Origin of the sequence: Nocardioides insulae DSM 17944, assembly GCF_000422825.1 — a bacterium.
In the GTDB taxonomy this organism is placed as follows: domain Bacteria; phylum Actinomycetota; class Actinomycetes; order Propionibacteriales; family Nocardioidaceae; genus Nocardioides; species Nocardioides insulae.
Window position 1 is genome coordinate 714,188 of the sequence record NZ_KE383928.1, and the last position, 21,457, is coordinate 735,644.

The following is a 21,457-nucleotide window of genomic DNA, read 5'->3' on the forward strand; positions in this document are numbered from 1 at the left end:
ATACCTATTGCGCCATTGCTGGGTATTGATTCTGTTGGCACCATCGTCCTATGACCCCTGACACCCCGGGCACGGGGGATTCCGCGCTGCCCCTGGCCGGAATCCGCGTCGTCTCGCTCGAGCAGGCCGTGGCCGCCCCGCTCGGCACCAGGCATCTGGCCGACCTCGGGGCCGAGGTGATCAAGATCGAGCGGGTCGGCGAGGGCGACTTCGCCCGCGCGTACGACGACACCGTGAACGGCGTCGCCTCGCACTTCGTCTGGCTCAACCGCGGCAAGCGCTCGGTCGCGCTCGACCTGAAGACCGAGCAGGGGCGGGCGCTGCTGGCCCGGATCATCGACGGGGCGGACGTGTTCGTGCAGAACCTCGCCCCCGGTGCGGCCGCACGGCTCGGCCTCGACACCGACACGCTGCGGGGTCGCAACCCGCGGCTGGTCACGGTCGACCTGAGCGGATACGGCACCAGCGGCCCGCACGCCACCCGCAAGGCCTACGACATGCTGGTGCAGGCCGAGACCGGCCTGGTCTCCATCACCGGCACGCCCGACCACGCCGCCAAGACCGGCATCCCGACCTCCGACATCGCCGCCGGCATGTACGTCCTCACCTCCGTGCTCAGCGCGCTGTTCCGTCGCGAGCGCACCGGCGAGGGCGCCAGCATCGACGTGACCATGTTCGACGCCACCGCCGAGTGGCTCGGCCACCCGATGTACGTCGCGATGTACGCCGGCCGCCAGCTCCCCAGGATGGGTCTGAGCCACGCCGCGATCGCGCCGTACGACGCCTACCCGACCCGCGACGGGGAGGTGCTCATCGGCGTCCAGAACGACCGTGGCTGGGACCTGCTGTGCCGCAAGGTGCTCGACGACGAGGCGCTGGCCGATGACCCCCGCTTCCTGACCAACCTGCTCCGCGTGCAGCACCGGGCCGAGTGCGACGCCGAGGTGGGCGCCCGCACCGCGACCTGGGCGACCGGTGACCTCGAGCAGCGGCTCGCCGAGGCGGGCGTGGCCGCGGCCCAGATCAACGACATGGCCGGACTGATCGCCCACCCTCAGCTCAGCGAGCGCGAACGCTGGCGCGAGGTGCAGACCGAGACCGGCCCGGTCCAGGCGCTGCTGCCTCCGATGACCTACCGCGACGTCGAGCTCGTGATGGGCGACGTGCCCGCGCTCGGTCAGCACAGCGACGCCGTCCTCGCGGACCTGGGCGTGGCCGAGGACGAAGTCGCCGCGCTGCGTGTGGCGGGGGTGATCCAGTGATGACCCCGCCGAAGGGACCGCTGGCCGGACTCCGCGTCGTCGAGCTCTCCAGCTACGTCGCCACCCCGCTGTGCGGCCTCACCCTGCGCCAACTCGGCGCCGACGTGATCCGGGTCGAGCCGCTGACCGGCGCACCGGACCGGACCCGGATGCCGCGTGCCGAGGACGGCACCAGCCTCTACTTCAGCGGGCTCAACCAGGGCAAGCGGGCCTTCGCCGTCGACATGTCCCGCCAGGAGGGCCGCGACCTGGTCGCCGACCTGATCTGCGGCACCGGCGCGCCCGAGGACGACCCGGGTGGCGCGATCGCGGTCGCCAACTCCGAGCGGTACGCCGACCTGTGCTACCCGGCCCTCTCCGAGCGACGCCCCGATCTGGTCTACGCACTGCTCACCGGACGTCGCGACGGTTCTTCGGCGGTCGACTACACCGTGCAGGCCACCACCGGCTTCGCCATGCTGACCGGTCCGGCCGACCGCACCACGCCCACCAACACCGTGGTGCCGGCCTGGGACATCGCGGCCGGCCTCTACCTCGCCACCGGGCTGCTGGCCGGTGTCCAGGGCCGCCGCGAGACAGGCCGGGGCAGCCACGTCCGGCTCGCGCTCGAGGACGTCGCCTACTCCGCCGCCGGCATGCTCGGCTACCTCGCCGAGGCCCAGCTGACCGGGATCGACCGGGGCGCCGCGGGGAACGAGGTGTACGGCACCTACGGGCGGGACTTCGTCACCGCCGACGGGGTCCGGTTCATGCTCATCGCGCTCACCAACAGCCACTGGCGGCGGCTCGTGGACGCGACGGGGCTCGGCGACGCGATGGCCGGGATCGAGAAGGCCCTGGAGGCCGACCTGTCAGACGAGGCCGAGCGCTACCGCTGCCGGCAGGTCATCTCCGCCCTGCTGGGCGACTGGTTCTCCCGGCACCCGTGGAGCGAGGTGCAGCCGATGCTGGCCTCCACCCGTGCGCTCCACTCGGCGTACCAGGGCTTCGGGGAGATCGCTGCGGACGGTGCCGCCCAACTGCGCGACAACCCGCTCTTCTCCGAGCTGACCCAGCCCGGTGTCGGCACCTACTACGCGCCCGGCGCACCCCTGCGCCTGGACGACGAGCAGGTCCCGCCGGCGCCCACCGCCCCCATCGGCGCCCACAACGACGAGGTGCTCACCGGTCTCGGTGTGGACGCCGACCGCCTGCGCGGCCTGCGCGAGGAGGGGATCCTCGGATGAGCGCTGCCCTGGAGGTCGCACGCACGTTCCTGTTCGTCCCCGGCCACCGGCCGGACCGGTTCGCCAAGGCGGCCGCCGCGGGTGCCGACGTCATGGTCATCGACCTCGAGGACGCCGTCCCGGCCGAGTCCAAGGTGCAGGCCCGCGCCGACGCGGTCGCCTGGCTGGCCGAGCACGGCTCGGCCGGTTCGGTCGTGGTCCGGATCAACGCCGTCGACACCCCCTGGTACGCCGACGACGTGGCCGCCCTGCAGGGTGCCGCCGGGATCAGCGGACTGATCCTCCCGATGGCCGAGCCGGGCGAGGCCCTCACCGCGCTGGGGGCCGGTCCGCTCCCGGTGATCGCCCTGGTCGAGACCGCCGTCGGCGTGCTCGACGCCCGGGCCGTGGCCGCCACCCCCGGCGTTCGCCGGCTGGCGCTCGGCTCCTTCGACCTGGCCAGCGAGCTCGGCGTCGACCCGGTCGACCAGTTGGCCCTCACCGCGACCCGCTCCGGTCTGGTCCTCGCCTCGGCCGCGGCCGGGCTGGCGGGTCCGATCGACGGCGTCCGCGCGGGCATCCAGGACGAAGCCGGCCTCCGGGAGGAGGCCGGACTGGCCCGCCGGCTGGGATTCACCGGCAAGCTGTGCATCCACCCGGTCCAGGTCGCCCCGGTGGCTGAGGTGCTCGCACCCAGCGAGGCCGAGCTGGACTGGGCCCGGCGGATCGTCGCCGCGGTCGCCGAGGCCGGCACCGACGGAGTGGTGAAGGTCGACGGTCAGATGGTCGACAAGCCCGTCCTGGACCGTGCCCACCACCTTCTCGACGCGGCCCCGGCCTCGTTGTAACCCCACCCAGAGCAGGAGAGACACACCCATGAGCACCCTGACCCAGGACGAGCAGGAGATGATCGATCTCGTTCGCGACTTCGTGGACGAGAGGGTCAAGCCCCAGGTCCGGGAGTTCGAGGAGCCGGACATCTACCCCGAGCCCCTCATCGAGGAGATGAAGAAGCTCGGCTTCTTCGGTCTGCTGGTGCCCGCCGAGCACGGCGGCGTCGACGTGAGCACCGCGGCGTTCGCGCGGGTCACCGAGGAGATCGCCCGCGGCTGGATGAGCCTGGCCGGTGCGATCGGCGGCCACTCGGTGATCAGCTACCTGATCAAGACCTTCGGCACTCCCGAGCAGCAGGAGAAGTACCTCCCCCGGATGGCCACCGGGGAGGTCCGCGCGACGATGGCGCTCACCGAGCCCGGCGGCGGGTCCGACCTCCAGGCGATGTCGACCTTCGCCACCCTCGACGAGGCCACCGGCGAGTACGTCGTCAACGGCTCCAAGACCTGGATCTCCAACGCCGCCCACTCGGGCATCATCGGCCTGCTCTGCCGCACCGACCGTGACGCCAAGCCGGCGCACAAGGGCTTCAGCGTCATCCTGGTCGAGCCGGGCGAGGGCCTGGACATCAGCCCGAAGATCCCGAAGCTCGGCTACAAGGGCGTCGAGGCCTGCACCCTCTCCTTCGACGGCATGCGGGTGCCCGCCGCGCAGGTGCTGGGCGGCGAGCCCAACCTCGGCTGGGGCCACATGATGCGCGGCCTCGAGATGGGCCGGATCCAGGTCGCCTCCCGCGCCCTCGGCGTCGGCAAGGCGGCCCTGGAGGCGGCGACCACTTACGCCCAGCAGCGGGAGAGCTTCGGCAAGCCGATCTGGAAGCACCAGTCGGTGGGCAACCTGCTCGCCGACATGGCCACCCAGCTGCGCGCCGCGCAGCTGCTCACCGCAGACGCGGCCGAGCGTCTCGACTCCGGCGTACGTGCCGACATGGAGGCGGGCATGGCCAAGCTGTTCGCCTCCGAGACCGCGATGAAGGTCGCACTGGACGCCGTCCGGGTGCACGGCGGCTACGGCTACTCGCGTGAGTTCGACGTCGAGCGCTACTTCCGCGACGCCCCGCTGATGATCGTCGGCGAGGGCACCAACGAGATCCAGCGGAACGTGATCGCGGCCCAGTGGGTCGCCCGGTCCAACGAGCACTGATCAGCGAGACAGGAGAGACGAAGATGGGACTTCTCGAGGGCAAGATCGCCGTCGTGACCGGAGGCGCGCAGGGCATCGGCCTCGCGATCGCCAAGAAGTACGTCGAGCAGGGCGCCAAGGTCGTGCTCGGTGACCTCGACCTCGCGGCCACCGAGGCCGCGGTCAAGGAGCTCGGCGGTGAGGACGTCGCCCGCGCGGTGACCTGCAACGTGACCGACTACGGCCAGGTGGAGGCGCTGCTCAACACCGCCGTCGAGGTCTGGGGCAAGCTGGACATCGTGGTCAACAACGCGGGCATCACCCGCGACGCGACCATGCGCAAGATGACCGAGGAGCAGTTCGACCAGGTCATCGCCGTCCACCTCAAGGGCTGCTGGAACGGCACCAAGGCCGCCTCGCTGATCATGCGGGAGCAGGGCTTCGGCGCCATCGTCAACATGTCCTCCATCTCCGGCAAGGTCGGCATGATCGGCCAGACCAACTACTCGGCCGCCAAGGCCGGCATCGTCGGCCTGACCAAGGCCGCGGCCAAGGAGATCGCCCACCAGGGTGTGCGCGTCAACGCCATCCAGCCGGGTCTGATCCGCACCGCCATGACCGAGGCGATGCCGCAGAAGGCATGGGACCAGAAGATGACCGAGATCCCGATGGGCCGCGCCGGCGAGCCCGAGGAGATCGCGAACGTCGCCACGTTCTACGCCTCCGACCTGTCCTCCTACATGACCGGCACGGTCGCCGAGGTCACCGGCGGGCGACTGCTCTGATGTCCACCACGGAGTCGCTGGAACCGGGCACCTGGGAGCCCCACACCGTCACCGCCGACGTGTACGTCGACCCGGCGCCGGTCGCGGCCCTGCAGGCCCTGCTCGACGACGGGTCCGCCCGCGTCGGGCCCGGCGACCCGTTGCCGCCGCTGTGGCACTGGGTGGCGCTGCCGCGGTGGGCGCCGTCCTCGTCGCTGGCCACCGATGGCCACCCCCGGAAGGGGAGCTTCCTGCCCCCGGTCTCGCAGCCCCGCCGGATGTGGGCCGGGGGAGCGGTCAGCTTCCCCGGCACCCTGCGGGTGGGTGAGACCGCCCGCAGCGAGAGCGAGGTCGTCTCGGTCGAGCACAAGACCGGGCGCAGCGGCGACCTGGTGATCGTCCAGGTCGCGACCCGCCTGTACGACGGTTCGGGCGAGCTGGCGGTGGAGGAGCGGCAGGATCTCGTCTACCGCGACGCGGCCGCGCCGGGGGACCGGTCGCAGGCCGGCGTACTCCTGGAGCAGGCGGTGGGCACTCTCCCGGCCGCACCCCTGACCCGGGCCGGCGAATGGTCCTGGGAGCTGACCACCGATCCGACCCTGCTGATGCGGTTCAGCGCCGCCACCGGCAACGCCCATCGGATCCACTACGACTGGCCCTACGCCACCCAGGTCGAGGGCTACCCCGGACTGGTCGTGCACGGCCCGCTGATGAGCCTGGCCCTGGCCGAGGTCGTCCGGCTCGAGTCGCCCGGTTCGCGGGTCGGGCGGATCACCCACCGCAACCTCGCCCCACTCCTCTGCGGCGCCCCGGCCCGGCTCCGCGTCGCTGAGCGCACCAGCTCCGAGCAGGGCGAGGACGTCGCCCTGCAGCTCCTCTCCGAGGACAAGCCGCGGGTCGCGCTCACCGCCACCATCCTTCAGTAACCGTCCCCGACCCCCGATCCGCGGTCACCGCCGCGGACCCCGACAGAAAGGCCCCCACCATGCGTGAGGTCGTCATCTGCGAGCCCGTCCGCACCGCCATCGGCGGCTACGGCGGCATGTTCAAGTCCGTGACCGCCACCCAGCTCGGCGTCGCGGCCCTCACCGGTCTGATGCAGCGCACCGGTCTCGACCCCGACCACGTCGACGACGTGATCCTCGGGCACTGCTACCCGAACCCCGAGGCCCCCGCCATCGGTCGGGTGGTCGCGCTGGACGCCGGCCTGCCGGTCACCGTCGGCGGCCAGCAGGTCGACCGGCGCTGCGGCTCCGGCCTCCAGTCCGTCGTGAACGCCGCCCTCCAGGTCGGCTCCGGCGGCAGCGACCTGGTCATCGCCGGCGGCGCCGAGTCGATGAGCAACGTGTTGTTCTACTCCCTCGACATGCGTTGGGGCGGCGCCCGCACCGGCGTCAAGATCCACGACGGCCTGGTCCGTGGCCGGCAGACCGCCGGCGGCGAGGCCTACCCGGTGCCCGGCGGGATGATCGAGACCGCCGAGAACCTGCGCCGCGACTACTCCATCTCGCGTGAGGAGCAGGACGCGTTCGCGCTCGCCTCGCACCGCAAGGCCGTGGCCGCCCAGCAGTCCGGGCTGCTGGCCGATGAGATCGTGCCGGTGACCGTGAAGACCCGCAAGGGCGAGGAGGTCATCGTCACCGACGAGCACCCCCGCGCCGACGCGAGCCTGGAATCGATGGCCAAGCTCAAGCCCATCATGGGCCGCCAGGACCCCGAGGCGACCGTGACCGCGGGCAACGCCTCGGGACAGAACGACGCCGCCTCGATGGCGATCGTGACCACGCCCGAGAAGGCCGAGCAGCTCGGCCTCACCCCGCTGGTCCGGCTGGTCAGCTGGGGGATGGGCGGCGTGGCCCCGAACCGGATGGGCATCGGCCCCGTCCCCGCGACCGCGGGTGCGCTGGAGCGCGCCGGCCTGACCGTCGACGACCTCGACCTGATCGAGCTCAACGAGGCCTTCGCAGCCCAGGCGCTCGCCGTCCTGCGGGAGTGGAAGGTCGAGGGCGATGACGAGCGGCTCAACGTCCGCGGCTCCGGTATCTCCCTGGGCCACCCGGTCGGCGCCACCGGCGGCCGCATGCTCGCCACCCTCGCCCGGGAACTGCACAGCCGCCAGGGCCGCTACGGCCTGCTCACCATGTGCATCGGCGGCGGCCAGGGCCTGGCCGGCGTCTTCGAGCGCGTGTGAGCGACGGCGCGAGCGTCGTACCGATCTCTTGATACTTCGACCCACCAGGAAGCACACATGACCATCACCCACGACCCGATGACCAAGCCCGGTCTCGAGCAGGTCAGCGACGAGGACTTCGCCGAGATCCTCAAGGCCACCCGCAGCTTCGTACGCACCAAGGTGGTGCCGCGGGAGACCGAGATCATGGAGTCGGACGCGATCCCGGAGGACCTGCGCGCGCAGGTCGCCGAGATGGGACTGTTCGGCTACGCCATCCCGCAGGAGTGGGGCGGCCTCGGCCTCAACCTCACCCAGGACGCCGAGTTGGCGATGGAGCTGGGCTACACCGCGCTGGCCCTGCGCTCGATGTTCGGCACCAACAACGGCATCGCCGGGCAGGTGTTGGTCAACTACGGCACCGACGCCCAGAAGGCCGCCTGGCTGGAGAAGATCGCCTCCGGTGAGGTGGTGGCCTCCTTCGCCCTGACCGAGCCCGGCGCCGGGTCCAACCCGGCCGGCCTCCGCACCAAGGCGGTTCAGGACGGCGATGAGTGGGTCATCTCGGGCGGCAAGCGCTTCATCACCAACGCGCCGATCGCGGACCTGTTCATCACCTTCGCCCGCACCCGGGAGCCGCAGGGCAAGGACAACGGCATCGCCGTCTTCCTGGTGCCTGCCGACGCGCCGGGCGTCGAGGTCGGCCCGAAGGACCGGAAGATGGGGCAGGAGGGAGCCTGGACCGCCGACGTCACCTTCGACGGCGTCCGGGTGCCGGCCGACGCTCTGGTCGGCGGTTCGGAGGAGGTCGGCTACAAGGCCGCGATGATGTCGCTGGCCCGAGGGCGGGTGCATATCGCCGCACTCTCGGTGGGCGCCGCCCGTCGAGCCCTCGACGAGTCGGTGGCCTACGCCGCCAGCGCCACCCAGGGCGGCACCCCGATCGGGGACTTCCAGCTGGTGCAGGCCATGATCGCGGACATGCAGACCGGCGTGATGGCCGGCGAGGCACTGGCCCGCGACGCTGCCCGGAAGTACCACACCGGCGAGGACCGGCGGATCGCGCCGTCGGCCGCCAAGCTCTTCTGCACCGAGATGGTCGGCAAGGTCGCCGACCTCGCGGTCCAGGTGCACGGCGGCACCGGCTACATGCGCGAGGTGCCGGTCGAACGGATCTACCGCGAGGTCCGCCTGCTGCGCCTCTACGAGGGCACCAGCGAGGTCCAGCGTCTGATCATCGGTGGCGGTTTGGTCAAGGCTGCCCAGCGGGCGCTCTGACGCACTGCTCTCACCCCCGTCACCGAGTCCGGGGCCGGTCCGTTCCCACGGGCCGGCCCCGGTGTCGTTCCACCCCACTCCCGCCCCACTCCCACCCCACTTCCGCCGGGCCCGCCGGCGGGTCCTGCAGGTTCGGCACACCGCTACACCGACTCGGCGAGGGAGGTCGAGAGCCGGTGCGGCTGTACCCACGACGAGGGGACATCGGCGCCATAGGAAGGGCCTCATGGTCGATGTTGCAACCGGTCTTTGCCAACGTGTGGTGCCCGACACACCATGTACCGGGCGGTCCGGCTCGCTTTTTGCGACCGGAGACCGCCCTTCAGTTCTGAGATGGAGGAAATACGTGAGCGTCACCCTGAGTCCTGTTGAGGACCTCGTTCAGGACACTCTCGATGTCCACGGCCAAGGCGTGGACCTCTCGGCCTGGGTCGGCCGGCACGCCCGCACGCAGCCCGACGCTGTCGTCCTCACGTTCGAGGACAGCACCATGACCTTCGCCGAGCTGCACGACCGGGCGGGTCGCCTCGCGCGTCTGCTCGCGGATGAGGGGGTGCGCACGGGCGACCGGGTCGCGCTGCTCATGCAGAACCGCCCCGAGTTCATCGAGGCCACCGTGGCCGTGGCCCGTCTGGGCGCGATCCTGGTGCCGCTGAACTTCCGGCTCTCGCCGGGCGAGATCACCTACCAGCTGGTCGACTCGGGCGCGCTCGCCCTGCTCACCGACGCGCCCCTCGCCGCGACCGCGGAATCCGCGGCCGAGGGCACCGAGGTGCGCCGTACCCTGGTGGCCGGCGCGGAGTGGGAGCAGGCCCTCGGCGAGGTCACCCCGTTCCCCGAGCAGCGGGTCGACGCCGAGTCGTGCTCGATGATCATGTACACCTCCGGGACCACCGGTGCGCCCAAGGGCGCGATGCTCTCGCACTCCAACGTGCACACCTGGATGGGCGCTCGGATCGCGCACCAGGGTTACCCGATCGAGCTGCGCACCTTCCTCGTGCCGGTGCCGCTGTTCCACATCGGCGGCATGCTGAACTGGCTCACCGCGGCCTACCTGGGCGGCCGGATGGTGCTGACTGGCAGCGGTGCCTTCGACCCCGCCGCGATCATCGATCTCCTCGCCCGCGAGCGGGTGAACCAGACCTTCCTCGTGCCCGCCCAGTGGCAGGCGATCGTGCGTCACCCGGCCATCGAGGGACGCACCTTCCCCGATCTGATCCTGGCCTCCTGGGGTGCGGCGCCGGCCAGCCCCGCGCTGGTCCAGGAGATCCTGGACGCCTTCCCCCGGGCCCAGATCAGCACCGCGTTCGGTCAGACCGAAACCTGCTCCACCTCCGTGATCCTGCGCGGAGTCGACGCCGTCGCGCGCCCGGGCTCGGTGGGCAAGCCGATGCTGCACGTGGAGTGCCGGTTGGTCGACCTCGACATGAACGACGTCGCGCCCGGCGAGGTGGGCGAGATCGTCTACCGCGGCCCCACCGTGATGATGGGCTACTGGAACGCCCCGGAGAAGACCGCGGAAGCGTTCAAGGGCGGGTGGTTCCACTCCGGTGACCTGCTCCGCGCCGACGAGGAGGGCTTCCTCTATGTCGTCGACCGGCTCAAGGACATGATCATCTCCGGCGGCGAGAACGTCTACTGCGCCGAGGTGGAGGCCGCTCTGGCCGCGCACCCCAAGGTGGGCACCGTGGCGGTCATCGGCGTTCCCGATGAGCGTTGGGGCGAGGTCCCGGTCGCGATCGTCGTCGCCCGTGGCGACGAGGCTCCGACGTCGGACGAGATCGAGAGCTTCGGTCGCGAGCGACTGGCGGCCTACAAGGTGCCGAAGCAGACCATCGTCGTCGACGAGCTGCCGGTCAACGCCAACGGGAAGATCGTCAAGGGCGAACTCCGCCGCGCCTACCAGCCGAAAGCAGGTCTCTGACATGCCGATGCACTACAAGGACGACGGCGCGGTCCGCGTCATCACCCTCGACAACCCGGCCAAGAAGAACGCGATCGACCCGGCCACCCTCGAGGAGCTCTTCCCGCTCCTGCGCGAGACCGGCTTCGATGACTCGGTGCGCGCGGTCGTGCTCCAGGGCGAGGGCGGTGACTTCTGCTCGGGCGCCGACGTGAGCGGCACCCGGTCGGAGCACCCGCTGCGCCGGATCCGGCACTTCAACGACGTCGCCCTGGCCCTGCACGACCTGCCGCAGCCGGTCGTCGCCAAGGTGGACGGCGTCGCCGTCGGTGCGGGCCTGAGCCTGGCGCTGGCGTGCGACTTCGTGGTCGCCTCCGAGCGGGCCCGGTTCAGCGCCATCTTCGCGCGCCGCGGCCTGTCCCTGGACGCCGGCGCCTCCTGGCTCCTCCCGCACACCGTGGGCATGCTCCAGGCCAAGCGGCTCGCCCTGCTGGCCGAGATGATCGACGCCGCCGAGGCCGAGCGGATCGGACTGGCCACCTACGTCGTACCGGTCGAGGAGATCGACGGATACGTCGCCGACCTCGCCGCCCGGCTCGCCGCCGGCCCGCCGATCGGCCTGGCCTCCACCAAGGCGCTGCTGAACAAGGCCTCGCAGGGCTCCTTCCACGACGCGCTGGAGGCCGAGGGCACCGCGCAGGCGGTCAACTTCGCCACCGACGCCCCCGCAGCGATGGCGGCCTTCCGCAACCGCACCGAGCCGGAGTTCACCGGACAGTTCCAGGTGAGCCCGTCGGGCCACGACTCGTCCGCGAAGAACTCCTGACCCCCCAACAACCGAACCGAAAGGCCGACATGACCGAGCAGAACAACGACGTCCTCGTCTCCACCAACGACGGCGTCATGGTGATCACCCTCAACCGTCCCGAGGCCAAGAACGCCGCCAACCTCGCCATCGCGCAGGGCGTCGCTGCCGCTCTCGACGAGCTGGACGCCCGCGAGGACCTGTCGGTGGGCATCATCACCGGTGCCGGTGGCACCTTCTGCGCCGGCATGGACCTCAAGGGCTTCCTGCGCGGCGAGAGCCCCAGCATTCCCGGCCGCGGTTTCGCCGGCCTGACCCAGAAGCCCCCGGCCAAGCCGCTGATCGCGGCCGTGGAGGGCTACGCCCTCGCCGGCGGCTGCGAGCTCGTCCTCGCCTGTGACATGGTCACCGCCGGTCGCGGCGCCAAGTTCGGCATCCCCGAGGTCAAGCGCGGCCTGGCCGCCGCGGCCGGCGGCCTGATGCGGCTGCCCGACCTGATCTCGCCGGCGGTGGCGATGGAGCTGGCCCTGACCGGTGACTTCCTCGGTGCCGAGCGGGCCTACGAGCTCGGCCTGGTCAACCGGGTCGCCGACGACGGCGCCGCGTTGGACACCGCGCTGGAGCTGGCGGCTGCCATCGCGGCCAACGGCCCGCTCGCCGTCCGCGCGAGCAAGCAGGTCATGGTCGAGTCGCGTGCCTGGCCGGTGGAGGAGCGCTGGGAGCGCCAGGGGGCCATCGTGAGCCCGGTCTTCGCCTCCGACGACGCCAAGGAGGGGGCGCTCGCATTCGCCGAGAAGCGCGCCCCCAAGTGGACCGGCCGGTGACCGTCACCGTGGCCGAGCGCACCGACCTGTGGCCCGAACGGGTGCCGAGGAACCTCGACTACCCCGCCGTTCCGGTCGGTGCGCTCTTCGCGGGGATCGCCCGCCGCTTCGCCGACCGGGTGGCAGTACAGGACGGCGAGGAGCAGCTCACCTACGCGGAACTCCTCGCCGAGGCTTCGGCGTTCGCGCAGGCGTTGCGCGCGGACGGCGTCCGTGAGGGCGAGACCGTCCTCCTGCACCTGCCCAACTGCCGCTGGATCGTGGTCGGGTACTGGGGCGCCATGCTCGCCGGCGCCACCGTCTCGCCGTGCAACCCGCTGCACACCGTCAGCGGTCTGCGCAGCCAGATCGAGGATTCCCGTGCGGTCGTCGTCCTGAGCCATCCCGACCACGTGTCCACGGTGCTGGAGGCGGGAGCCGGCAGCACCGTCCGTCGCGTCGTCGTGGTGCCGGGCACCACCGCCGCCCCGGTCACCGCCGAGGTGCCGGACGCCGAGGGCGTCACCCGGATCGCCGACTTCGTGGCCGGCCACCCCGCCGAGCCCCCGGTACTCAGCGTCACCTCCGGGGACGTCGCGCACCTGGCCTTCACCGGCGGCACCACCGGCCGCTCGAAGGCCGTCCGGGTCCTGCATCGCAACGTCATCGCCAACATCTGCCAGTCCGTCGCCTGGCGGACCGGCCGCACGGTCGCGATGCGGGAGGGACGCTACGAACTCGACCCCATCGGTCGGGAGGACTGCGGCCTGCCCGAAGGGCGGGGCGTCAGCATCGTGGTGGGCCCGATGTACCACGCCCAGGCATTGCTGAACACCTCGTTCATGTTGGCCTCCGGAGCCAGGGTCATCATCATGGGCCGGTTCTCGCCTGATCGGCTGCTGCAGATGATCGAGGCCGAGCGGGCCACCTACCTCAGCGCCAGCCCGACCCTGTGTCACGCACTGGTGGCCTCCCCGGAGGGGCAACGCCTGGACCTCAGCTCCCTGCAGGTCCTGACCTCCGGTGCCGCGCCGATCGACCTGGAGACGATGAAGGGGCTCTCGAAGCTCTTCCCGAGTGCGGTGGTCTGTGAGGGCTACGGCCTCACCGAGGGCACCTGCGTGGTCACCTCCGGTCCGGCGTACCGCGATGGCGCGCGCAAGTTGGGCAGCGTCGGCTTCCCGCTTCCCGACGTGACCGTCGAGATCCGGTCCGAGGACGGTGCCGTTCTGCCGGCGGGCGAGCACGGTGAGCTGTGGGTGAAGGGACCCCAGGTCACCGACGGCTACGCCGGCCATCCCGAGCTGACCGCCGAGCAGTTCGTCGACGGCTGGCTCCGCACCGGGGACATCGGCTACTTCGACGAGGACGGCTTCCTGTTCATCAGCGACCGCCTCAAGGACATGCTCATCTACAAGGGGTACAACGTGTACCCCCGTGAGTTGGAGGAGCTCCTGGTCCAGCACCCGGCGATCACCGCGGCTGCGGTGGTCGGCCGCGAGGACGCCGCGGTCGGGCAGCTGCCGATCGCCTTCGTGGTCGCGGCGCCCGGAGCGCAGCCGGACCCCGATGAGGTCCAGGCCTACGTCGCCGAGCGGGTCCTGCCCTACAAGAAGTTGCGCGAGGTGCACGTGATCCAGGCCCTGCCCGCGAACGCGGCCGGCAAGATCCTCAAGACCGATCTCCGCGCCCGCGCCAACAACTGAACGCCCCAAGCCCGGGCTGCCCGGGGTCACCCGGGGGCGCCCGGGTGACCCCGGGCACCGATCGCGGCTTCGGCGGCTGCTTCGAGCGGCTCAGCCCCCCGCACTCATCTCACAGGAGTCTCATGCAGCGCATCATCTGTACCGAGTTCGGTTCCCCCGAGAAGCTGGCACTGGTCGAGGAACCCGACCCGCTCCCCGGTCCGGGCGAGGTCGTGATCGAGGTCGACGCGGCCGGTGTCAGTTTCGTCGACGGACTGATCGTGCGCGGCGGCTACCAGGTGCTGCCGCCGCTGCCGTTCACCCCCGGCACCTCGGTGGCCGGCCGCGTGGCCGCTGTCGGGGGCGGGGTGAGCGACCTCCCGCTCGGCACACCGGTGGTGACCGTGGCCACCGGGGACGGTGGATACCGTTCCCACGCGGTGGCCCCGGCGGCGTCCGTCGTACCGCTGCCCGAGGGGGTTGACCCGGCCGTCGCCGCCTCCACCACCGAGGGCTACCTGACCATGGTCTTCGCGACCACCCACCGGGTGCGGATCGAGGCGGGCGAGAGCGTCGTGGTGCTCGGGGCCAGTGGTGGCATCGGACTGGCCGCCGTCGATGTGGCCCGCAGCCTCGGCGCGCGGGTCGTCGCGGTCGCCTCCACGGAGGAGAAGCGCGCCCTGGCCCTCGCCGCAGGTGCCGACGTCGCGATCGGGTACGACGGGCTCAAGGACTCGATCCGGGAGGCCACGGGCGGCGGTGCCGACGTGGTGATCGACCCGGTCGGTGGTCCGGCTGCCGAGAGCGCGCTGCGCGCGCTCGCCGCCGGGGGCCGCTTCTGCGTCCTCGGGTTCGCCTCGGGCGAGATCCCGCGGCTGCCCGCCAACATCGTGCTCCTGCGCAACCGTTCGGTCGTGGGCGTCGACTGGGGTGACTGGGCCCGCGAGGTCGGCGGGGTCGAGGGCCGGACCGCCCTGCTCACCGACGTCCTGGCCCGGATCGGCCGCGGCGAACTGAACCCGCCGGCCCCCACCGCCGTAGCGCTGAAGGACGCACCCGACGTACTCCTCCGGATCGAGGAGCGTCGGGCGGTGGGCAAGTTCGCCCTGATCCCCTGACCGTTGCGCCGAGCGTCCGCCGTACCGCCTCGCGGTGCGGCGGACGCTTGCGTCTCACGGTCTCCTCGCGCCGGGTGAGCCCAAGGCCGGGCTCGTAGACCTCACTACTGTCCCTGGCGTCACAGCACCCAGCGAAAAGGTGCGCTACCTGGCCGATTTTTCGGCCGGGTAGCGCACCTTTCCCCGGTGCACCGGGGAAACGTACCGAGCCCGCTCAGCCCGCGATGAGCTCCCAGAGCCCGTCGCTACCAACGGACAGGGCGGAGTCGGCGACGACGCGGTCCCAGGAGGCGGTGGAGCCGTACTCGGCGCGCCAGGCGAGGGCGGGGAGGGTGAAGCGGTGCAGGTCGTGCTCGAGGGTGGTGCCGATCGCGCCGAGGGCCTGATGGCTGTTGCGGACGACGACCGAGGCGGCATGGCCGGCACAGGAGCGGGCGACGGCGACGCGGAACCGCAGTTCGGCGAGGTCCACGTCGGGCGTGGCCACCGTGCGGACCGCGGCGTCGACGGCGGCGCGGGCGAGGGAGGTCTCGGCGGCGATGTCGGCGACCAGGTGCTGGACCGCCTGGAACTTGCCGATCGGCCGTCCGAACTGCACTCGGGTGGTGACGTGCTCGGTGACCAGGTCGAGGGTGCGCTCGAGGGCGCCGGCCACTTGGACGGCGCGGACCAGGGCGGCGCGCAGCTGCAGTCGGCGGATGAGGTCCTCGGGGACCGGCACGCCCTCGGAGTCGTCGAGGGTCGCGGTGATCTCGCCGCGGGGCTCGCCGGCGAGATTGGTGTCCGCGGTCAGCTTCACCGAGGTGGCAGGTACGTCGGCGACCCGCCAGCCGCCGTCACCGGCCGGCCAGGCCAGCACGATGCGGGAGACGACCGGGGCCCACGGCACCGCCCGCGCCGATCCGTCGGCGTCCAGCACGGCGACGCTGCGCAGGTCGGCGTCGACGGGCAGGCCCGCCGAGGTGAGCAGCCAGCCGGCGAGGAGGTCGTGCTCGGCCAGCGGGAGGGCGACTGCCAACGACGCGGCCTGGGTGAGCAGCGCGGCCGACTCGGCCCAGCCTGCCCCGCTGCCGCCGGATTCCTCCGAACCGGTCAGCCGGGCCAGCCCGAGCTCGTCCAGTTGGTCCCAGAGGGCCTGGTCGAACTCGACCCCGGTGTCGGGGTCTCGGGGCGTCGGGGCCGAGGAGGAGAGCACCTCGCGCATGGTGGCGATCAGGTCGGGGTCGACCTCGGCGATGCTGACGGGGGTGTCGATGGTGGTCATCGCAGACCCAGCTCCCTTGCGATCACGCCGCGCAGCACCTCGCTGGTGCCGCCGCGGAGGGTGAAACCGGGCCGGTGCATCACGGCTCGGGTGACCAGCGCACGCAGCTGCGGGTCGCCGGGGTCGTCCTCGGTGAGGACGTCCCCGAGGTCGGCCACGTCGCCCTCCAGGGCGGTGCCGAGCACCTTGACCACGGCCGCGGCCGAGGAGACGTCGTGGTGGTGTTCCAGGGCGCTCGCCACGCTGTTGGACATCTCGTGCAGGGCGGCGGTGCGGGCGACGTACTGCCCGATCTGCTGATCGGCCCCGGTCGAGGGGGCGTCGACGAGGGCGGCGAGGAGCTGGTAGCTGGACAGGAACCGCTCGGGACCCGACCGCTCGTAGGACAGCTCCGAGGTGACCTGGTGCCAGCCCTGCCCGATCTCGCCCATCACCAGGTCGTCCGGCACGAAGACGTCCTCGAAGTGCACCTCGTTGAAGTGGTGCGCGCCGTTCATCGAGTGGATCGGGCGGATCTCCACACCGGGGGAGTCGAGCATGACGATGAACTGGGAGAGCCCGTCGTGCCGGTGTGCCGGGTCCAGCGGCGCGGAGCGGGCCAGGGCGAAGAACGCGTGCGCATGGTGGGCGCCGGAGGTCCACACCTTGGTGCCGGTCAGCCGCCATCCGCCGTCCACCTGGACCGCGCGGGTGCGCACGGAGGCGAGGTCGGAGCCGGAGTCGGGCTCGCTCATGCCGATCGCCCAGAACAGCTCACCGCGGGTGATGCGGGGCAGGAAGCGCTGCTTCTGCTCCTCGGTGCCGAACTTGAGCAGCGAGGGGGCGGCCTGGCGGTCGGCGATCCAGTGCGCGGCCACCGGGGCGCCCGCGGCGAGGAGTTCCTCGGTGACCACGAAGCGCTCGAGGAAGGTCCGGCCGTGGCCGCCGTACTCGGTGGGGATGGTCATGCCGAGCCAGCCCTGCTCGGCCAGCGCCCTGCTGAAGGCGGGGTCGAAGCCGTTGAGCCAGGTGTCGACGTCTGGGGTGAAGGCGCCGGCGGCGACCTGACCGGCGACGAAGGTGCGGACGTCGCGACGCAGGGTGCGGAGCTCGGGGGTGTCCGCGACGGGCGGGGGCAGCAGTGAGGTCATGGTCAGTCCCCGGTCAGCTCGGGGGTACGACGCTCGACGAACGCGGCAACCGCCTCGGTGTGGTCGTTGGTCTGGTGCGCGATCGCCTGGAAGGCGGCGGAGAGGGAGAGCACCGTGTCGAGGCTCTGTCCCTGGGCCTCGCGGAGCAGCTTCTTGGCCATCCGCACGGCCTGGGGCGGGTTGACCGCGACCCGGTCGGCGAGTTCACGGGCGGCGCCGAGCAGTTCCTCGGGGACGACGACCCGCGAGACCATGCCCCACTCCAGGGCGGTCGCGGCGTCGACTCGGTCACCGGTGAGGGCCATCTCCGCGGCCCGCGCGGCGCCGACCGCCCGGGGGAGGAAGTAGGCGCCCCCGTCGCCGGGGATGATGCCCAGCTTGACGAAGCTCTCGGCGAAGAACGCGGTGGTGGAGGCGACCCGCAGGTCGCACATCATGGCCAGGTCGCAGCCGGCGCCGACGGCCGGGCCGTTGACGGCCGCGATCAACGGCACCTCACAGGCGTCCAGGGCCCGCGGGATCCGCTGGATCCCGTCGCGGTAGGCGACCCGCTGCCGGTGGGCGGGGTGCCCGAACAGGCCGTCGCCCCGCTGCATGTCCTTGATGTTGCCGCCCGCGGAGAACGCCGAGCCCGCGCCGGTCACGATCACGGCTCGTACGTCGACGTCGCGGTTGACCCGATCGGCGGCGGCCACGATCGCGTCGATCATGTCGTCGCCGGAGATGGGGTTACGTGCGTCGGGCAGGTCGAGGGTCCATGTCTCGACATGCCCGTCTCGGGTCACGGACAGCGGGGACGGGGAGGAGGCACTCACAAGGGGACACTGTGGCCCACCGTGACGGCGCGCACAAAGACCTGCGCGCGAACGTGGCGATAGTCACGTCCTATGCCACGACCTCGCGGCGCGCAGCCCCTAGGGTGAGCAGGTGGATCTGAGGCTGGTGGAGTACTTCGTGGCGGTGGTCGACCACGGGGGCATCACCCGGGCTGCGGAGTCGCTCTACATCGCCCAGCCATCGCTGTCCCAGGCGATCCGGACCCTCGAGCGCAGCGTGGGCGCCGACCTGTTCGAGCGCCGTGGACGAGGGCTGGTCCTGACCGAGGCCGGTCGCCGCTTCGAGGTGGCCGCCCGTCGGGTGATGGACGACGTCGCGGCCGCCCGGGCGCGGGTGGAGGCGGTACGCCGACTCGAGGAGGGGCGGCTCCTGATCGCCGCGCTGCCCGACCTCACCTTGGAGCGGCTGCCCTCGCTCGTGCATCGCTTCCGGGTGGCCCATCCCGGTGTCCAGGTGAGGGTCTCCGATCCGCGTCGTCCGGCCGGCGTGGTGGACGCCGTACGTCACGGCACCGCCGAGCTCGGCCTCACCACCCTGCCCGTGCGTGCCGACGCGCTGACCGTCGTGCCGTGCGGCCGGCAGCGGATGATGCTGGTGGTGCCGCCCGCACTGGCCGCCGAGCTGCCCGACCCGGTGCCGCAGTCGATGCTGTCCGGGGTGCCGCTGATGCGGGAGATCGACGACTCGTTGGCCGACCTGGTCACTGACCCGGACGTGCTGCCCACCGGGCCGGGGATCCGGTGCGCCCACCGGCAGTTGCTCTGGGAGTTGGTCATGGCCGGGGCCGGCGCCGCCGTCCTCCCGGAGGGGATCTCCTCGAGCCAGCTGGTCGGGGTCGTCGAGCGGGTCACCGAGCCCGAGATCTCGCGGGAGGTCGGGGTGGTCTACCGCGCCGGTCAGCTCTCCCCGGCGGGCGAGGCGTTCCTGGCGCTGCTGGTCGGGGACCCGATTGCCGGGTCGGCAGCCGCGGGGTCGGCGCCGTCCTCGTGACCGACGTGATCACGGGCCATCGCCACGAAGGCGGCGGCGGCCGGTGAGAGGGTCTCCGGTTCGAAGACCAGGCCGCATCGCGTCGGCAGCGGTGGCGTGAGCGCGCGGACCTCTGCGCCGTGCTGCCGCGCCATCTCGGCCTCTGACCTCTCGATCCAGGTGGGAGCGACCCCGGCCAGTGTGAAGGCGAGCCGCGCGTCCCGGTTGGCCAGCATCACCGCAGCGGGGCGGTGCTGCTGCTCGGTGGGCATGTTCCGGTAGATCTGGCGGACGTGCTGGCCGCCCTGGGGGACGGCCACCATCGGGCTGGCCATCTGGCTCCAGCGCATGGGGTTCTCCGCCGGCGCCTCGTGCCCCGGCGGGAAGGCCAGCCAGTACTCCTGGGTGCCCAGGTACACCTCCTCGAGGGGCGTGTGCCGCCCCGAGTCGGGGTCGACATGGGGGAGGTGACAGGCCACGACCTCGCATACGGCGTCCCGGATGAGCGCGGCGGTACGCCGTTCGTCCTCGAGCGAGGCGAGCGTGATCTCGACCCGCGGATGGCGGGCGTGGAAGGCGGCCACGAGCTTGGGCAGCGGCCCCCGGGCCAGCGCGGGCTGGACCCGGACGTCGAGCCGCCCGCGCAAGTGCCCCTCGGAGTCCGGAATGCTCCCGCCGGCGGTCGCCATGTCGCGCAGGATCTTGCGGGCCGGGCCGACCAGGGCGTGTCCGGCCGAGGTGGGGACCATGCCGCGACCGATGCGGTGGAACAGCGGCGTACGCAGTTCGCGCTCCAGTGTCCGGAGCGCCTGGGAGATCGTCGGCTGGGCCACGCCGACCGCCCCGGCGGCACTGTTGATGCTGCCCTGGTCGACGACGGCGAGGAAGTAGCGGACGTGTTGCGGGTCCACGTCCGGCAGCCTACTGCCGGACGTTGAGACCCGGCCCACCGCGGTCTTCCCGCGATGGGCCGGGAGCCTGGTCGCAGGCGTGCCCGGCGGGTGGAGCACGCCTACTCAGTGACTCACAGCAGTTCGAGGATGGTGGCGTTGGCCATCCCGCCGGCCTCACACATGGTCTGGAGGCCGTAGCGGATCCCCTGGTCCCTCATGTGGTGGACCAGACGGGTCATCAGGATGGCGCCGGAACCACCGAGCGGGTGGCCCACGGCGATCGCGCCGCCGAGCGGGTTGAGCACCTCGTCGCGCACCCCGAACTCGGCCTGCCAGGCCAGCGGCACCGGCGCGAAGGCCTCGTTGACCTCGAAGGCACCGATCTCCTCGATACCGAGGCCGGAGCGCTCCAGCGCCTTCGCGGTCGCGGGGATCGGGCCGGTCAGCATGATCACCGGGTCGTCGCCGGTGACCACGGTGGTGTGGATCCGGGCCAGCGGCGTCCACCCGCGCTGGGCGGCCTGCTCGCTGGTGGTGATCAGCAGCGCGCCGGCGCCGTCGGAGATCTGCGAGGAGTTGCCGGCGTGGATCACGCCGTCCGGCTTGAACGCCGGCTTCAGGCCCGCGAGCGAGTCGATGCTGCTGCCACGACGCAGGCCCTCGTCGGCGGTGAGACCGGCGATCGGTGCCAGTTGGCCCTCGAACGCACCGGCGTCGGCCGCCTCGGCGGTCCGGGCGTGCGAGCGGGCGCTGTACTCGTCGAGCTGACCCCGGGTGAGGCCCCACTTCTCGGCCACCATCTCCGCGCCGATGCCCTGGTTCATCCGCTCCACGCCGTAGCGCTCCAGCACGCTCGGGCTGTACGGCGCACCATCGCCGACGTTGGCGCCCATCACCACGCGGGACATCGACTCGACGCCACCCGCGATCGCCACGTCGTAGTGGCCTGCGATGACGCCCGCGGCCGCGAAGGCGACGGCCTGCTGGGCCGAACCGCACTTGCGGTCCACGGTGGTCGCCGGGACGTGCTCGGGCCAGCCGGCTGCGAGCACGCCGACCCGGCCGACGTTGCCGGACTGGTCGCCCTGCTGGGTCACACAGCCCCACACCACGTCGTCGACGATGGCGGGATCGAGGCCGGTGCGGCCGGCGAGGGCGGTCAGGACGTGGGCGGAGAGGTCGCCGGGGTGGATCCCCGCGAGGCTACCGTTCCGCTTGCCGATGGGGGTCCGGACGGCATCCACGATGACGGCGTCGCGCATGGGGGCTCCTTCGAGGCTGAGGGGTATGCCTCCAAGGAACCACGCGCGACGGCCGTCACACCAAGACCGCCTCCTGATCCGGCCGTGAGGTGC

The 21,457-nt window shown here is 71.9% G+C and carries 19 protein-coding genes; 14 read left to right on the forward strand and 5 right to left on the reverse strand.

Annotation, left to right across the window (positions count from 1 at the left end; all coding sequences use genetic code 11):
- Positions 1–50: 50 nt before the first annotated feature.
- The 13 genes from G515_RS0113580 (at position 51) to G515_RS0113640 (ending at position 15,009) form a co-directional block, all read left to right on the forward strand.
- Positions 51–1,262: a CaiB/BaiF CoA transferase family protein gene (locus G515_RS0113580; protein WP_028660571.1), complete on the forward strand. Its 1,212-nt coding sequence runs from the start codon at positions 51–53 to the stop codon at positions 1,260–1,262.
- Positions 1,262–2,488 (forward strand): CoA transferase, encoded by a 1,227-nt coding sequence (locus tag G515_RS0113585; protein WP_028660572.1) that lies wholly within the window; start codon positions 1,262–1,264, stop codon positions 2,486–2,488. Before G515_RS0113580 ends, G515_RS0113585 begins: the two co-directional genes overlap by 1 nt.
- Positions 2,485–3,315 carry an HpcH/HpaI aldolase/citrate lyase family protein gene (locus tag G515_RS0113590; protein WP_028660573.1) on the forward strand — a complete coding sequence of 277 codons (831 nt, stop codon included), beginning with the start codon at positions 2,485–2,487 and terminating at the stop codon, positions 3,313–3,315. Before G515_RS0113585 ends, G515_RS0113590 begins: the two co-directional genes overlap by 4 nt.
- A 28-nt stretch (positions 3,316–3,343) precedes the next feature.
- A complete protein-coding gene (locus tag G515_RS0113595) occupies positions 3,344–4,504 on the forward strand; it encodes an acyl-CoA dehydrogenase family protein (protein WP_028660574.1) in 1,161 nt (386 codons plus the stop codon).
- 23 nt (positions 4,505–4,527) lie between these two features.
- Positions 4,528–5,268 carry a 3-oxoacyl-ACP reductase FabG gene (fabG, locus tag G515_RS0113600; protein ID WP_028660575.1) on the forward strand — a complete coding sequence of 247 codons (741 nt, stop codon included), beginning with the start codon at positions 4,528–4,530 and terminating at the stop codon, positions 5,266–5,268.
- Positions 5,268–6,173: an HTD2 family dehydratase gene (locus tag G515_RS21440; RefSeq protein WP_051218377.1), complete on the forward strand. Its 906-nt coding sequence runs from the start codon at positions 5,268–5,270 to the stop codon at positions 6,171–6,173. Before fabG ends, G515_RS21440 begins: the two co-directional genes overlap by 1 nt.
- Positions 6,174–6,232: 59 nt before the next feature.
- Positions 6,233–7,438: an acetyl-CoA C-acetyltransferase gene (locus G515_RS0113610; RefSeq protein WP_028660576.1), complete on the forward strand. Its 1,206-nt coding sequence runs from the start codon at positions 6,233–6,235 to the stop codon at positions 7,436–7,438.
- 57 nt (positions 7,439–7,495) lie between these two features.
- Complete coding sequence (locus G515_RS0113615) at positions 7,496–8,695, forward strand: acyl-CoA dehydrogenase family protein (RefSeq protein ID WP_245565399.1); 1,200 nt, start codon at positions 7,496–7,498, stop codon at positions 8,693–8,695.
- Positions 8,696–9,041: 346 nt separating this feature from the next.
- The gene (locus tag G515_RS0113620; RefSeq protein ID WP_211221036.1) at positions 9,042–10,619 is read left to right on the forward strand and encodes an AMP-binding protein; all 1,578 of its coding nucleotides are present in this window, start codon (positions 9,042–9,044) and stop codon (positions 10,617–10,619) included.
- A gap of 1 nt (position 10,620) precedes the next feature.
- On the forward strand, positions 10,621–11,424 hold the full coding sequence (locus tag G515_RS0113625) for an enoyl-CoA hydratase/isomerase family protein (RefSeq protein ID WP_028660579.1): 804 nt from the start codon (positions 10,621–10,623) through the stop codon (positions 11,422–11,424).
- A 29-nt stretch (positions 11,425–11,453) separates the two neighbouring features.
- Complete coding sequence (locus tag G515_RS0113630) at positions 11,454–12,227, forward strand: crotonase/enoyl-CoA hydratase family protein (protein ID WP_028660580.1); 774 nt, start codon at positions 11,454–11,456, stop codon at positions 12,225–12,227.
- Positions 12,224–13,912 carry a class I adenylate-forming enzyme family protein gene (locus G515_RS0113635; protein WP_211221037.1) on the forward strand — a complete coding sequence of 563 codons (1,689 nt, stop codon included), beginning with the start codon at positions 12,224–12,226 and terminating at the stop codon, positions 13,910–13,912. The genes G515_RS0113630 and G515_RS0113635 overlap by 4 nt, the downstream gene beginning before the upstream one ends.
- Positions 13,913–14,034: 122 nt before the next feature.
- Positions 14,035–15,009, forward strand: coding sequence for an NADPH:quinone oxidoreductase family protein (locus G515_RS0113640; protein WP_028660582.1), 975 nt, complete (start codon positions 14,035–14,037; stop codon positions 15,007–15,009).
- 214 nt (positions 15,010–15,223) lie between these two features.
- Here the strand turns inward: G515_RS0113640 and G515_RS0113645 are convergent, their stop codons facing one another.
- Genes G515_RS0113645 through G515_RS0113655 form a run of 3 tightly spaced genes read right to left on the reverse strand, consistent with a single transcriptional unit; the run spans position 15,224 to position 18,218 of the window.
- Complete coding sequence (locus G515_RS0113645; RefSeq protein ID WP_028660583.1) at positions 15,224–16,273, reverse strand: acyl-CoA dehydrogenase family protein; 1,050 nt, start codon at positions 16,271–16,273, stop codon at positions 15,224–15,226.
- Positions 16,270–17,403, reverse strand: a complete 1,134-nt coding sequence (locus tag G515_RS0113650) for an acyl-CoA dehydrogenase family protein (protein ID WP_051218378.1) — start codon at positions 17,401–17,403, stop codon at positions 16,270–16,272. Before G515_RS0113650 ends, G515_RS0113645 begins: the two co-directional genes overlap by 4 nt.
- Positions 17,404–17,405: 2 nt before the next feature.
- Entirely contained in the window at positions 17,406–18,218 is an 813-nt protein-coding gene (locus G515_RS0113655) for a crotonase/enoyl-CoA hydratase family protein (RefSeq protein ID WP_028660585.1), read from the reverse strand.
- A 112-nt stretch (positions 18,219–18,330) separates the two neighbouring features.
- On the opposite strand from G515_RS0113655, the gene G515_RS21445 reads away from it, so the two are divergent.
- Positions 18,331–19,230, forward strand: coding sequence for a LysR family transcriptional regulator (locus G515_RS21445; protein WP_051218379.1), 900 nt, complete (start codon positions 18,331–18,333; stop codon positions 19,228–19,230).
- Here G515_RS21445 and G515_RS21450 read toward each other — a convergent pair.
- Both G515_RS21450 and G515_RS0113670 read right to left on the reverse strand, forming a co-directional pair.
- Positions 19,137–20,120, reverse strand: a complete 984-nt coding sequence (locus G515_RS21450; protein WP_169570608.1) for a LysR family transcriptional regulator — start codon at positions 20,118–20,120, stop codon at positions 19,137–19,139. The genes G515_RS21445 and G515_RS21450 overlap by 94 nt on opposite strands.
- Before the next feature lie 113 nt (positions 20,121–20,233).
- Entirely contained in the window at positions 20,234–21,364 is a 1,131-nt protein-coding gene (locus tag G515_RS0113670) for a thiolase family protein (protein ID WP_028660586.1), read from the reverse strand.
- Positions 21,365–21,457 lie beyond the last annotated feature (93 nt).

Coding starts and splice junctions, on each gene's coding strand:
- G515_RS0113580 (WP_028660571.1), top strand. CDS start 51: ATGACCCCTGACACCCCGGGCACGGGGGATTCCGCGCTGCCCCTGGCC.
- G515_RS0113585 (WP_028660572.1), top strand. CDS start 1,262: ATGACCCCGCCGAAGGGACCGCTGGCCGGACTCCGCGTCGTCGAGCTC.
- G515_RS0113590 (WP_028660573.1), top strand. CDS start 2,485: ATGAGCGCTGCCCTGGAGGTCGCACGCACGTTCCTGTTCGTCCCCGGC.
- G515_RS0113595 (WP_028660574.1), top strand. CDS start 3,344: ATGAGCACCCTGACCCAGGACGAGCAGGAGATGATCGATCTCGTTCGC.
- fabG (WP_028660575.1), top strand. CDS start 4,528: ATGGGACTTCTCGAGGGCAAGATCGCCGTCGTGACCGGAGGCGCGCAG.
- G515_RS21440 (WP_051218377.1), top strand. CDS start 5,268: ATGTCCACCACGGAGTCGCTGGAACCGGGCACCTGGGAGCCCCACACC.
- G515_RS0113610 (WP_028660576.1), top strand. CDS start 6,233: ATGCGTGAGGTCGTCATCTGCGAGCCCGTCCGCACCGCCATCGGCGGC.
- G515_RS0113615 (WP_245565399.1), top strand. CDS start 7,496: ATGACCATCACCCACGACCCGATGACCAAGCCCGGTCTCGAGCAGGTC.
- G515_RS0113625 (WP_028660579.1), top strand. CDS start 10,621: ATGCCGATGCACTACAAGGACGACGGCGCGGTCCGCGTCATCACCCTC.
- G515_RS0113630 (WP_028660580.1), top strand. CDS start 11,454: ATGACCGAGCAGAACAACGACGTCCTCGTCTCCACCAACGACGGCGTC.
- G515_RS0113640 (WP_028660582.1), top strand. CDS start 14,035: ATGCAGCGCATCATCTGTACCGAGTTCGGTTCCCCCGAGAAGCTGGCA.
- G515_RS0113645 (WP_028660583.1), bottom strand. CDS start 16,273: ATGACCACCATCGACACCCCCGTCAGCATCGCCGAGGTCGACCCCGAC.
- G515_RS0113650 (WP_051218378.1), bottom strand. CDS start 17,403: ATGACCTCACTGCTGCCCCCGCCCGTCGCGGACACCCCCGAGCTCCGC.
- G515_RS0113670 (WP_028660586.1), bottom strand. CDS start 21,364: ATGCGCGACGCCGTCATCGTGGATGCCGTCCGGACCCCCATCGGCAAG.